At 43.9% G+C, this 11,749-nt stretch carries 16 protein-coding genes; all 16 read left to right on the top strand.

Going from position 1 to position 11,749, the window contains the following annotated elements:
* The first annotated feature begins 30 nt into the window (after positions 1-30).
* The 16 genes from codY (at position 31) to fliL (ending at position 11,709) form a co-directional block, all read left to right on the top strand.
* Entirely contained in the window at positions 31-810 is a 780-nt protein-coding gene (gene codY / locus LRR81_RS06040) for a GTP-sensing pleiotropic transcriptional regulator CodY (RefSeq protein WP_231788375.1), read from the top strand.
* A gap of 228 nt (positions 811-1,038) precedes the next feature.
* Complete coding sequence (gene flgB / locus LRR81_RS06035) at positions 1,039-1,431, top strand: flagellar basal body rod protein FlgB (RefSeq protein ID WP_231788374.1); 393 nt, start codon at positions 1,039-1,041, stop codon at positions 1,429-1,431.
* 2 nt (positions 1,432-1,433) lie between these two features.
* Positions 1,434-1,880, top strand: coding sequence for a flagellar basal body rod protein FlgC (gene flgC / locus LRR81_RS06030; protein WP_231788373.1), 447 nt, complete (start codon positions 1,434-1,436; stop codon positions 1,878-1,880).
* A gap of 10 nt (positions 1,881-1,890) precedes the next feature.
* Positions 1,891-2,187, top strand: a complete 297-nt coding sequence (gene fliE, locus LRR81_RS06025) for a flagellar hook-basal body complex protein FliE (protein WP_231788372.1) — start codon at positions 1,891-1,893, stop codon at positions 2,185-2,187.
* A gap of 44 nt (positions 2,188-2,231) precedes the next feature.
* Positions 2,232-3,818, top strand: coding sequence for a flagellar basal-body MS-ring/collar protein FliF (fliF, locus tag LRR81_RS06020; protein ID WP_231788371.1), 1,587 nt, complete (start codon positions 2,232-2,234; stop codon positions 3,816-3,818).
* Between the two features lie 12 nt (positions 3,819-3,830).
* A complete protein-coding gene (fliG, locus tag LRR81_RS06015; RefSeq protein ID WP_231788370.1) occupies positions 3,831-4,847 on the top strand; it encodes a flagellar motor switch protein FliG in 1,017 nt (338 codons plus the stop codon).
* The gene (fliH, locus tag LRR81_RS06010; RefSeq protein WP_231788369.1) at positions 4,840-5,595 is read left to right on the top strand and encodes a flagellar assembly protein FliH; all 756 of its coding nucleotides are present in this window, start codon (positions 4,840-4,842) and stop codon (positions 5,593-5,595) included. The genes fliG and fliH overlap by 8 nt, the downstream gene beginning before the upstream one ends.
* Positions 5,592-6,917: a flagellar protein export ATPase FliI gene (fliI, locus tag LRR81_RS06005; RefSeq protein WP_231788368.1), complete on the top strand. Its 1,326-nt coding sequence runs from the start codon at positions 5,592-5,594 to the stop codon at positions 6,915-6,917. Before fliH ends, fliI begins: the two co-directional genes overlap by 4 nt.
* On the top strand, positions 6,917-7,360 hold the full coding sequence (gene fliJ, locus LRR81_RS06000) for a flagellar export protein FliJ (protein ID WP_231788367.1): 444 nt from the start codon (positions 6,917-6,919) through the stop codon (positions 7,358-7,360). Before fliI ends, fliJ begins: the two co-directional genes overlap by 1 nt.
* A 10-nt stretch (positions 7,361-7,370) precedes the next feature.
* The gene (locus LRR81_RS05995; protein ID WP_231788366.1) at positions 7,371-7,970 is read left to right on the top strand and encodes a MotE family protein; all 600 of its coding nucleotides are present in this window, start codon (positions 7,371-7,373) and stop codon (positions 7,968-7,970) included.
* Between the two features lie 14 nt (positions 7,971-7,984).
* Positions 7,985-9,331 (top strand): flagellar hook-length control protein FliK, encoded by a 1,347-nt coding sequence (locus tag LRR81_RS21340; protein WP_231788365.1) that lies wholly within the window; start codon positions 7,985-7,987, stop codon positions 9,329-9,331.
* On the top strand, positions 9,332-9,775 hold the full coding sequence (flgD, locus tag LRR81_RS05985) for a flagellar hook assembly protein FlgD (protein ID WP_231788364.1): 444 nt from the start codon (positions 9,332-9,334) through the stop codon (positions 9,773-9,775).
* Positions 9,776-9,790: 15 nt separating this feature from the next.
* Positions 9,791-10,156: a TIGR02530 family flagellar biosynthesis protein gene (locus LRR81_RS05980; RefSeq protein ID WP_231788363.1), complete on the top strand. Its 366-nt coding sequence runs from the start codon at positions 9,791-9,793 to the stop codon at positions 10,154-10,156.
* Between the two features lie 78 nt (positions 10,157-10,234).
* Positions 10,235-11,026 (top strand): flagellar basal body rod protein FlgG, encoded by a 792-nt coding sequence (gene flgG, locus LRR81_RS05975; protein WP_231788362.1) that lies wholly within the window; start codon positions 10,235-10,237, stop codon positions 11,024-11,026.
* 43 nt (positions 11,027-11,069) lie between these two features.
* Complete coding sequence (locus tag LRR81_RS05970) at positions 11,070-11,291, top strand: flagellar FlbD family protein (protein WP_231788361.1); 222 nt, start codon at positions 11,070-11,072, stop codon at positions 11,289-11,291.
* Complete coding sequence (gene fliL, locus LRR81_RS05965; protein ID WP_231788360.1) at positions 11,284-11,709, top strand: flagellar basal body-associated protein FliL; 426 nt, start codon at positions 11,284-11,286, stop codon at positions 11,707-11,709. Before LRR81_RS05970 ends, fliL begins: the two co-directional genes overlap by 8 nt.
* The last annotated feature ends 40 nt before the right edge of the window (positions 11,710-11,749 follow it).

Below are 11,749 nucleotides of genomic sequence, written 5' to 3'. Positions count from 1 at the left end.
GAACTGAAGAGTTATAGGAGGAAATAGATCATGGCTTTATTAGAAAAAACGCGAAAAATTAATGCAATGCTTCAAAAAGCTGCCGGCAAGCCGGTAAACTTCAAGGAAATGGCGGAAACGCTGCAGGATGTTATTGAAGCAAACATTTTTGTGGTTTCACGGCGCGGAAAGCTGCTTGGTTTTGCAATTAACCAGCAGATTGAAAACGAACGCATGAAAAAAATGCTGGAAGACCGCCAGTTTCCAGAAGAATATACACAGAGCCTGTTTAATGTGCATGAAACTTCATCCAACCTTGATGTAAACAGCGAATACACGGCGTTTCCTGTGGAAAACAGCGATCTGTTCTCCTCAAGCCTGACAACCATCGTTCCGATCATCGGAGGCGGCGAACGTCTTGGTACACTTGTACTGGGCCGTCTTGAGGAGCAATTTGAAGATGATGATTTAATCTTGGCAGAATACGGAGCAACCGTAGTAGGGATGGAGATCCTCCGTGAAAAAGCAGAAGAAATTGAAGTGGAAGCAAGAAGCAAGGCTGTTGTTCAAATGGCGATCAGCTCCTTGTCTTACAGTGAGCTCGAAGCAATTGAGCATATTTTCGAAGAATTAAATGGGAATGAAGGCCTGCTTGTGGCAAGTAAAATTGCCGACAGGGTCGGAATTACCAGATCCGTCATTGTTAATGCACTGCGCAAGCTGGAAAGTGCAGGGGTGATTGAATCAAGGTCTCTCGGTATGAAAGGCACGTATATCAAAGTATTGAACAATAAATTCCTGGTAGAGCTTGACAAATTAAAATCAAGCTGAAAAAAAGCACTTCCTTTGAGGAAGTGCTTTTTTTCATAGGACTGGAAAAAGTCAAGGAAAATATTAATGGGACTAAAGTCCTTATAAAAAATAGATAATTTATACGACTTTTTTTTACACTGTCTTCATAGACTTTGAGCCTATTATTTTTTACAATAAAAGTAGAGATTTAACATATTTCGACACTTATAAGATTCGTTTTGCATAGAACTTTCGTGGGGGTCAGGAATGAATATTTTTTCAACTAACGTAATGCAATCTTTGGAAAAGGCTGCAGACTTTTCCTCTTTGAAGCAAAAAACCATTTCAAACAATATTGCCAATGTCGATACTCCGAATTATAAGGCAAAGGAAGTGACGTTCCGCTCGGCGCTGAACGAAGAACTCGGCAAGTTTGAAGCAAACCGGACAGATCCAAGGCATTTATCTTTCGCAGGCAGCTCTGAGGAGCCTTTTATAACAGAATCGGCGAACACTTCATACTCGCAAAATGGAAATAATGTGGACATAGATTCAGAAATGTCTGAAATGGCAGAAAACCAAATTTATTACAACGCTTTGATTGACAGATTGAACGGTCAATTTCAATCACTTAAAACAGTCATCAGAGGAGGAAAGTAAACATGATCTTCGGAGGACTGAATACAACAGCATCAGCTTTAACCGCTCAAAGGCTCCGCATGGATGTCATATCATCCAATATGGCGAATGCTGATACTGCAAGAGCAGAATACGTGGATGGAAAATGGCAGCCTTATCGCCGCAAAATGGTCGAAACAGCCCCTGGAAACGAAGGGTTTTCCTCTTTTCTGAACAAGGCGATGACAGGAGGAAGCGGTCTTGGCGGTGTAAAGGTAACCGCGATTTCAGAAGACAAATCACCTTTTAAAATGGTGTACGATCCTGAAAATCCAGATGCGGACGATAAGGGCTACGTAGCTATGCCGAATGTGGATCCGCTGAAGGAAATGGTGGATCTGGTCGGCAGCACAAGATCTTATGAAGCGAATGTTACCGTATTTAACGCATCAAAGGGAATGCTGATGAAAGCTTTAGAAATAGGAAAGTAAGGTGTCCGCAATGATTAATCAAATTTCCGCTCCACTGCAGGTCCAGGCTCCTCTTCAGAACACGCAGCCGCAAGCTTCTGCGGGAAAAACAGGGTTTGGCGATATGCTGAAGCATGCCATAACCGATTTGAATACTTCGCAGGTGCAATCTGCCAACATGACGCAGGCGCTGGCTGAAGGAAAAAATGTAGAATTACAGGACGTTATGATTGCAGCAGAAAAGGCAAGTGTCACCTTGATGTCTGCAGTGGAATTCAGAAATAAAGCTGTAGAAGCCTACCAAGAAATCATGCGCATGCAAATGTAATGAAAGACTGGCGCATGGCCATGCAGACCGGGGGATAAGAAAGAATGAAGCAAAGATTATTTGAAATAAGAGAAAGAGCTTTACAGTTTTGGAGGAACCGGTCGAAAGGCCAAAAGGGTCTGCTGATTGCAGGCCCGCTCCTCTTTATCATTCTGATGATCGTGTTTGCCGTCTTCCTGAATACTCCTAGTTTGGTTCCGCTGTATAAAGATTTATCTCCGGAGGAAGCGGGGCAAATTAAACAGACGCTGGATGCAAGGGGAGTAAAATCACAGCTTGCGGATAACGGAAAAACGATAGAAGTGCCGTCTGAACAGGCTGACTCCCTAAAAGTTGATTTGGCTGCAGAGGGCATTCCGAATACTGGATCGATTGATTACTCCTACTTCAGCAAAAATGCCGGATTTGGAATGACAGATCAGGAATTCAATGTACTTAAATTAAAGGCAACCCAAACAGAGCTGACAAATTTAATTAAGGGAATAGACGGCGTACAGGACGCTAAAGTGATGATCAACATGCCGCAGCAAAGCGTGTTTGTCGGTGATCAGACAGAACAGGGCTCAGCCTCGGTTGTGGTTGAAATGAAGCCGGGGTACCAGCTTGATCAAGGAAAAGTGAACGGACTTTTCCATTTGATTTCAAAAAGCGTACCAAATCTCTCTACTGATAATATCGTCATCATGGATCAAAATTTTCAATATTACGATTATAAGAATGGTAACGATCCAATAGTCTCCAGCTTCTCAACACAGCAGGATATGAAAACTAAAATAGAGCGGGATCTTCAGCAGCAGGTGCAAAGACTTCTTGGAACAATGATGGGGCAGGACAAAGTGGTCGTTTCAGTCACTGCTGATTTAGACTTTACCCAGGAAAAAAGAGAAGAAAACCTCGTTGATCCTGTTGATAAAAAAAATATGGCTGGGATTACCGTCAGTGCTGAACGGATCAATGAGACGTATTCAGGCAGCGGAGTGAAGCCGGGCGGTGTGAATGGCACAGGGGCAACAGATGTTCCCGGCTATCAGTCATCACAGTCCTCGAATGACGGCAAATATGACAAAACAGAAGAAAGACTGAATTACGAAGTTAACCGCATTAAAAAGCAAATCGTTGAAAGTCCATATAAAGTCAGAGATTTAGGCATTCAGGTTATGGTAGAACCGCCAAATCCGAAAAATGCCGCTTCCCTGCCGCAAGCAAGAGTGGATGATATTAAACAAATCCTTTCCACTGTTGTTAAAACTTCGATAGATAAAAAAGAAGTGGCTCAGCCGCTGACAGATGCCGATATTGCAAGCAAAATAGCTGTTTCAGTTCAGCCTTTTGCAGGGAAGGCAGTGTTCCAGCAGGATCAGCCAGAGGGTATGCCGCTCTGGATTTATATCACTGGCGGAGTGCTTTTAGTTGTCATCCTTCTTCTCCTGTTCCTTCTATTCAGGAAACGGAGAACAGACAGCGAGTACTACGAGGAGGAAATAGTGGGAGAAATACCGCTCTCAGTGCCAGATCTTGAAAAGGAAAGCGAAACAGAAGGGACAGTCAGAAGAAAGCAGCTTGAAAAAATGGCAAAAGAAAAGCCGGAAGATTTCGCTAAGCTGCTAAGAACATGGCTGACAGAAGATTAGGAGGTTATGGCAATGGCTAAAAAAGATGGAACAAAGCTGACAGGGAAACAAAAAGCCGCCATTCTGCTAATTTCAATGGGCCCGGATGTTTCGGCTTCAGTATACAAGCACTTATCAGAAGATGAAATAGAAAGGCTGACCCTTGAAATATCAGGTGTCAGATCAGTGGATACGGCGAAAAAAGAAGAAATAATTGAGGAATTTCATGATATTGCAATTGCACAGGATTACATCTCTCAAGGAGGGATTTCCTATGCAAAACAGGTTCTTGAAAAGGCACTTGGAGAAGAGCGGGCTGCAAGCATCATCAACAGGCTGACATCCACTTTGCAGGTGAGACCCTTTGACTTTGCAAGAAAAGCAGATCCGTCTCAAATTCTGAACTTTATTCAAAACGAACACCCGCAAACAATTGCCTTAATCCTTTCGTACTTAGACGCAGTTCAGGCAGGACAGATTCTTTCAGAGCTCCCGCAGGAGGTTCAGGCTGATGTTGCCCGCAGGATAGCGATGATGGACAGGACGGCTCCAGAAGTCATTAATGAGGTGGAGCAGATTCTTGAACGGAAGCTTTCCTCGACCTTCACTCAGGACTACACCCAGACCGGCGGCGTGGAAGCTGTTGTCGAAGTGCTGAACGGGGTGGACAGGAGCACGGAAAAAACAATTCTCGATGCTCTTGAAATACAGGATCCGGAGCTCGCTGAAGAAATCAAGAAGAGGATGTTTGTGTTTGAAGATATCGTGACCCTTGACAACCGTGCGATACAGCGGGTCATCAGAGAAGTTGAAAATGATGATTTAATGTACTCTTTAAAGGTGGCAAGCGAAGAGGTCAAGCAAATTGTGTTCAAAAACATGTCTCAGCGCATGGTTGAAACCTTCAAGGAAGAAATGGAATATATGGGGCCTGTCAGGCTCAGGGATGTTGAAGAGTCGCAATCCCGCATCGTAACCGTGATCCGCCGCCTTGAAGAAGCAGGAGAAATCGTGATCGCCAGAGGCGGAGGAGACGATATTATTGTCTAATATTATCAAATCCCGTTTTGCTGATATGGAGAACAGGCAGAAAAAATCAATCAGCGTTATTGAGGTCAGAGGGCCTGAAATACCCCAAGAAGAAGCAGTCATCGATCATCGCCTGATTGTGGCCAAAGCCCAAAAAGAGGCTGACTCACTTTTAGCAGAAGCTGCAGCTCAAAGAAAAGCACTGTTTGATCAAATAGAGAAAGAAAAAGCCGAATGGGAAAGCGAGAAAGCGGCGCTTAGGGAGGCTGCGTTCCAGGAAGGATATGGAGAAGGTCTGGAAATTGGCAGTCAGGAAGGCTTCAAGCAATATAAAGAGCTCCTCGAACAGGCTAAAAATGTCATTGAGCTGTCAAAAGCAAGCTGCTTAGAAAAGCTGGAAAGCTCAGAAGCAGTTATTGCAGAGCTTGGAGTCAAGCTTGCCGGGAAGGTCATCTCCCAGCAGCTTGCAAAAGATTCAGATGCGTTCTTATCCATTGCCAAGCAGCTGGTTAAAGAAGTGAAAGAATACGAAGAAATCAAACTATTTGTTCATCCTGAACAATTCGAATTGCTGCTGCAGCAAAAAGATGAGCTTCAGCTTCTTCTCGCTTCAGAATCAGAGCTTTATATTTATCCAGATGAGGATTTAGAAAAGAACGGATGTTATGCAGAAACCTCTTTCGGCCGAATAGAAGCGAGCATTGATGTACAGCTTGAGCAGCTGAAAAATCAGCTTCTGGAGCTTCTTGGAGGAGAAGAACAGCGATGAATGCAAGTGAGCTTATACACCATATAGACAGACTGGATCCGTACAAACGTTTTGGAAAAGTGACAAAAGTAGTCGGGCTGATGATTGAATCCAGAGGGCCTGAAAGCTCTATAGGAGATCTCTGCTATATCCTCACCGGTGTGAACAAGCAGACAAAAATCCCGGCAGAAGTCGTTGGATTCAGAGATGAAAATATTTTGCTGATGCCGTTTTCGCAAGTATCAGAAATTGCACCGGGCAGCATAGTGGAAACAACAGCTGAACCGCTCCGCATAAAAGCTGGTGCAGGGCTGATTGGACAGGTATTAAATGCAATGGGAAACCCTCTTGATGACTCAGTGTTATCAAAAGGACTGACCTATGTTCCATCTGACCAGTCTCCTCCAAATCCATTGAAGCGCCCTCCGATCCATGAGCCGATGGAAACAGGAGTCAGAGTCATAGACAGCCTGCTGACTGTAGGAAAAGGGCAGCGTGTCGGCATATTTGCAGGGAGCGGAGTTGGAAAAAGCACCCTGATGGGAATGATCGCAAGGAACAGTCAGGCTGACATCAATGTGATTGCACTTGTAGGAGAGCGCGGCAGGGAAGTAAGAGAATTTATTGAAAGAGATCTTGGTCCAGAAGGGCTGAAAAAATCTGTTGTTGTAGCAGCAACATCTGATCAGCCGGCATTGATGAGAATCAAATCAGCCTACACGGCTACTGCCATTGCAGAATATTTCCGCGATAAAGGCCTGAATGTCATGTTCATGATGGACTCTGTTACACGGGTAGCAATGGCGCAGCGCGAAGTTGGCCTTGCAATAGGCGAGCCTCCGACAACGAAAGGCTACACACCATCTGTTTTTGCCATTCTGCCAAAGCTGCTGGAAAGAACAGGGACAAATGAACATGGGTCTATAACCGCTTTTTATACCGTTCTCGTTGACGGGGATGATATGAATGAACCGATTGCCGACACAGTAAGGGGAATACTTGATGGCCATATTGTACTCGACCGCCAGCTTGCAAATAAAGGACAGTTTCCAGCTATAAATGTATTAAAAAGCATCAGCAGGGTTATGAACCAAATTGTTCATTCTGGACATAAAGAGTATGCAGAAACCCTGAGAAACTACTTATCTGTGTATCTGAATTCAGAGGACTTGATTAATATTGGGGCCTATAAAAGAGGAGCTTCCCGTGAAATAGATGAAGCAATCGATTATTACCCTAAAATTATCTCTTTCTTAAAACAGCAGGTTACAGAAAAACCTTCAATGGAACACAGTTTCCATCAATTAAAAGATTTAATAGAAAAAGGTGAAAGTGATATCTAATGGCTTACGCATACCGGTTTCAAAAGGTGCTTGAAATAAAAGAGAATGAAAAGGAAAAGTCGCTTGCTGATTATAACCGCTCTGTCAGCGAATTTGAAAATGCGGCAGAAAAGCTCTATTCCTGCCTGAAAAAGAAGGAAGTGCTGGAAGATGCTGCACATACCAAACTGAAGGGCGGTATGACGGTTAATGAAATGAGGCATATGCAGCAGTTTGTCATAAACCTCGATAAAACGATCGAACATTTTCAAAAGCTTGTGATGATCTCCAGAAATCGAATGAATGAAAAGCAGCATGACTTGATGGAGAAAAATTCCGAAGTGAAAAAGTATGAAAAGATGAAAGAAAAGCATTTTCAGGCTTACACAGAGGATGAGAAAACAGCTGAAAGCCGCCATATGGATGAGCTGTCAATTCAAGTCTACCTGGCAAAAGGAAATTAGGGTGGCAGCGATGGATACAGGAAAAAAAGATACAAGCAAGCTGCAATGGTTTTTATTTGTGATTGTTATTCCCGTATTCTTCACGGGAGTCCTTGCGGCAATTATTTTGTCAATCGCAGGTGTTGATGTGATAAAGCCTGTCCAACAGGCGGCCGGAAGCGTTCCAGGGCTTTCTTTTCTGGCAGAAAAAAAAGAGGCGGCAACAGCATCTGGCCCTGCAGGCAATGCACCATCCGCAGATAAAAGCAAAAGTGAATCCGATAATCAAATTACAACAATCAATATGCAAAAACAGGATATCAAAGCTTTAGAAAATGACGTTTCTCTGAAACAAGCGAAAATTGAACAGCTGAGCCAGGAGCTTCGTTCATTAAAGCAGCAAATAGATGACACAGTCCAAAATGATAAACAGACACAGACAAAGGACCTTGCTGCCATTTATAAAAAAATGTCAGCATCAAAGGCAGCAGAAATTATTCCTGTGCTCGGCGATCAGGAAGCAAAAAGCATCCTGCTTGCGCTTAGCGAAGATGAAATTGCCTCCATACTCGAAAAATTATCTGCACAGGATGCGGCCAAATTCACGAAAATGCTCGCGGATGAAAATTGAAAGGAGGTGAATGAGTGAATATCGCAGGTACAGCAACTGCCCCATTGACTCCAGCTGCTGAGACAGCAGGAAGTGATCAGGCGAGTGCAAAGAAAAGCGGATTTGGGAATGCTCTGGCTGAAATCTTAGGAAACGTGAAGCCAAGCAAGGGCAATGAAGCAGATACCGCATCTGAAGGTTCTGTTCAGGGAAATTTGGCAGAAGGTCTCAGCCAGTTGCAGGAGTGTTTGAAAAACCTTTCAGGAAAAGCTTTATCAGAATTGCTCGGTGTTTTGAAAACAGCCGAAACAAAAGGAATGGATGCGGCAAGCAGCGAGCTGAAGGACCTTTTGCAGGAAGACAGCAATCTGCTGCAGAATATCAGCCAATTTCTATTAGGATTGTTTCAGCAGCCCCCTGCTGAGCTATCAAAGGCAAGCGGAAACTCATCAGGCATGCAGATGCCGGCAGATCAGCAAATGCAGCTTGTTAAGGGATTGAATGCCCTTTTAAAAGTAACAGGTTCAGAGGAACAGAGCATGAAGAAATTAGCATCGCTTTTAGAAAAAATGCTTGGAAAAACCGAAGCGGCTGCAGCATCGGCAAATGATGCGGACGCAGGAAAAACAAAAAAGAACTACAGCGGAATAGCTGAAAAAAGCCTTCCTGGTGATCGAAAACAGTACGTTTCATTTATTCAGCAGCTGCCGAACAAATCCTCTGCAGTGCACTCAGGAGCGGATGCTGGTAAAGAGGGCAATGCACAGAAAACAGTGAGTACGAACGAAACCCTTCTTGCTGCCTTATCAAAAAGCAATCTGGCGCCAAAAGAAGCGGGAAAAGCACAAGGGGAAGCTGATAAGCCCGCTTTTGTATTTGCACCGCAGCAGGCTTTGTCAAAAGTTGAACAGCTTCAGCTATTTGTTAAATCAATGCCTTCAGAAGGAAGATCGGAAAATCAGGATTTGATCATGCAGCTGCAGCAGATAATGGCTAAAAGTTCTGTCCAAACTTTAGGAGGAACTCAAAAGCTGATGATTAAGCTGTATCCGGAAAGACTTGGGCAGCTTCAAATCGAGCTGAACAGCCAGGACGGAAAGCTGACAGCAAAAATCACGGCAGCGAACGGGGCAGTGAAGGAGCTGATCGAGTCAAACCTTCACCACCTTTTGCAGAGCTTTGCAGCACAGCAGCTGACAGTTGAGAAGCTGGAAGTAGCGCAATCCTTCACTGGGAGCAGCAAAGAAGATTTCTTAAAGGATCAGTCAGGACAGCAGCAAAAGCAGCAGGATGGGCAGCAAAAAGATAAACAAGCATCTAAAAATAATCATTTTGAAGATTCATTAACGGAAATGCTGACAGAAATGGAGGTGCAAATTTAGATGGAAATTGATTCCTCGCTCTACTTATCAAGCATGCAGAAGGATCAGCGAAAAACCGGGGACATTCTCGGAAAAGATGACTTTTTAAAGATTTTGATGGTGCAGCTGCAAAACCAGGATCCGCTAAATCCGATGCAGGATAAGGATTTTATCGCCCAAATGGCTACTTTTTCTTCACTCGAGCAGATGACCAACATGAACTCCTCTCTGCAGAAATTTTTAACAGGTCAGGGTTCTGATGCATTGCTCAATTACAGCGGGTTGATTGGAAAGCAAGTAGCTTACACTGTTCCGGCGACTGATGAATCCGCAGATTCTTTAGAAGGTGCAGGAACTGTGAAATCAATTACTAGAAAAGGCTCTGATGTTCAATTAGAACTTACAGACGGAACCATGATTAGCAGCAGCCAGCTTTCAAAGATTTCAAGCCAGGAAAATAAGTAAAGGAGGTGCAGGCGAATGGACCATGTGATCTATCAGCTGAAGCACCATCCGCTGACACTGGCATCTCCAAAGAAAGCAGAGAAGCAGACATCTTCTTCATTTCAGGAAATGCTGGAAAAAGAAACCGGCCTTAAAGTAAGCAAGCATGCTGAAAAAAGACTGAGAGACCGCAGCATAGAACTTAAGGATGAAAAATGGAACTTAATTCATCACAAAGTGCAGGAAGCAAAGCAAAAAGGGCTTGATGAAACACTTGTCCTGTCAAAGGAAGCTGCTTTGATTATCAGCGCAAAAAACAGCACTGTCATTACAGCCATGGACCGAAAAGAAGCGAGTTCGCAGATTTTCACAAATATTAACGGAACCATCATTATTGATTAATAGGCCGGACCTTTAAGAGGAAGCCTTAGGCTGTGGAATGACGGAAGCAGCCATTCAAATCAGGAGGAGAAAAAATACATGCTTCGTTCAATGTACTCTGGGATCAGCGGAATGAAAAACTTCCAAACAAAGCTGGATGTTATCGGAAATAATATTGCCAATGTCAACACTTTCGGATTTAAAAAGGGACGAGTTGTGTTCCAGGATCTATACAGCCAGTCCATTTCGGGGGCAAGTGCACCTGGAGCAACCAGAGGAGGAACAAACCCGCGTCAAGTAGGACTAGGTTCACAGCTTGCAACAATTGACACTATTCAAAATGGAGGCAGCTTGCAGACTACTGGGAGAACTCTGGATCTTGCGATTTCGGGAGATGGTTTTTTCCGGGTAGGTTCTGGTACTGATATTTCTTATACCCGCGCAGGGAATTTTTATATGGACAACAGCGGAGATATCGTGAACTCTGACGGCCTTTACTTATTAGATACTGCTGGGCAGAAAATAAATGTTCCTACAACTGCTAAAAGCATGAGTATTGGAAATGATGGATCTGTGAGCTTTGTAGATGCCGCAGGAACCCTTCAGCAAAAAGGTAAAATAGGGTTAGCTAAGTTTCCTAACGCAGGAGGGCTTGAGAAAGCTGGAGGAAATCTATTTAAGGAAACAACGAATTCCGGAACAGCAGTAGCCGGAACGGCAGGTGCAAGCGGAATCGGCACCATCCAATCCGGATCACTCGAAATGTCCAATGTTGACCTTTCGGAAGAATTCACAGAAATGATCGTTGCACAGCGCGGCTTCCAGGCCAATACGAAAATCATTACAACATCTGATGAGATTCTGCAGGAGCTAGTAAACTTAAAACGATAGAATGGGGGCCGGGGGAGGCTGATCGTTCTCCCCCTACTATGAAATGATTAACGTTACGAGACTGAATGGAAAATCATTTGCGCTGAATGCCCTTTACATTGAGCTGATAGAATCTTTTCCGGATACTACTATTACGCTGACTAACGGCAACAAATATGTGGTGCAGGAAAAAGAAGAAGAGGTTCTGGTTTTAATAGAACAGTTTTACAGCAGAATTCAGCCTCTTGGGACACCAAAGAACATGGAGACATTGAATCATGACTAAAAAATTGCTTACCGTGATGCTGGTGATTATTACTGCCATCACGCTGATCGGAGTCACAGCACTTGTTGTATATATGAACGTGTTTAATCAGAAAGAGGGCGGCCCGCCGACGATTGATCAGGTGATTGAAATGTCTGTCGATGTACCTGAAATCACTACAAATGTGGAGGATGAGAATATTGTCCGCATGGCCCTTAAGCTGGAGACGAACTCAAAAAAAGGAAAAGCTGAGCTTGAAAAAAGACTGTTCCAGGTGAATGATCTTGTGATCTCAGAGCTTTCCAATATGAAGGTGAGCCAGCTGGAAGGAAAAAAAGGCATGGAGCAATTGAAAAGCGTGATTGCCAAGCGCACAAATGCATTAATGAAGGACGGAAAAGTAGAAAAGGTCTATGTGACTTCCTTTATTATGCAGTAGCCTTCGCAAGAGTCACACCGGCAGAGGAGGTTAATCAGGC

The sequence above is a fragment of the Metabacillus kandeliae genome (assembly GCF_021166585.1).
Taxonomy (GTDB): domain Bacteria; phylum Bacillota; class Bacilli; order Bacillales; family Bacillaceae; genus Metabacillus_B; species Metabacillus_B kandeliae.
This window is presented reverse-complemented; position numbering and strand designations above follow the sequence as displayed.

Bases quoted from the DNA above. Each gene is read 5' to 3' on its own strand.
- fliF (WP_231788371.1), top strand. From the start codon at position 2,232: ATGAAGCAAAGATTATTTGAAATAAGAGAAAGAGCTTTACAGTTTTGG.
- LRR81_RS05970 (WP_231788361.1), top strand. From the start codon at position 11,070: ATGATTAACGTTACGAGACTGAATGGAAAATCATTTGCGCTGAATGCC.
- fliI (WP_231788368.1), top strand. From the start codon at position 5,592: ATGAATGCAAGTGAGCTTATACACCATATAGACAGACTGGATCCGTAC.
- fliE (WP_231788372.1), top strand. From the start codon at position 1,891: ATGATTAATCAAATTTCCGCTCCACTGCAGGTCCAGGCTCCTCTTCAG.
- flgD (WP_231788364.1), top strand. From the start codon at position 9,332: ATGGAAATTGATTCCTCGCTCTACTTATCAAGCATGCAGAAGGATCAG.
- fliL (WP_231788360.1), top strand. From the start codon at position 11,284: ATGACTAAAAAATTGCTTACCGTGATGCTGGTGATTATTACTGCCATC.
- fliJ (WP_231788367.1), top strand. From the start codon at position 6,917: ATGGCTTACGCATACCGGTTTCAAAAGGTGCTTGAAATAAAAGAGAAT.
- LRR81_RS05995 (WP_231788366.1), top strand. From the start codon at position 7,371: ATGGATACAGGAAAAAAAGATACAAGCAAGCTGCAATGGTTTTTATTT.
- codY (WP_231788375.1), top strand. From the start codon at position 31: ATGGCTTTATTAGAAAAAACGCGAAAAATTAATGCAATGCTTCAAAAA.
- flgB (WP_231788374.1), top strand. From the start codon at position 1,039: ATGAATATTTTTTCAACTAACGTAATGCAATCTTTGGAAAAGGCTGCA.
- fliG (WP_231788370.1), top strand. From the start codon at position 3,831: ATGGCTAAAAAAGATGGAACAAAGCTGACAGGGAAACAAAAAGCCGCC.
- flgG (WP_231788362.1), top strand. From the start codon at position 10,235: ATGCTTCGTTCAATGTACTCTGGGATCAGCGGAATGAAAAACTTCCAA.
- LRR81_RS05980 (WP_231788363.1), top strand. From the start codon at position 9,791: ATGGACCATGTGATCTATCAGCTGAAGCACCATCCGCTGACACTGGCA.
- flgC (WP_231788373.1), top strand. From the start codon at position 1,434: ATGATCTTCGGAGGACTGAATACAACAGCATCAGCTTTAACCGCTCAA.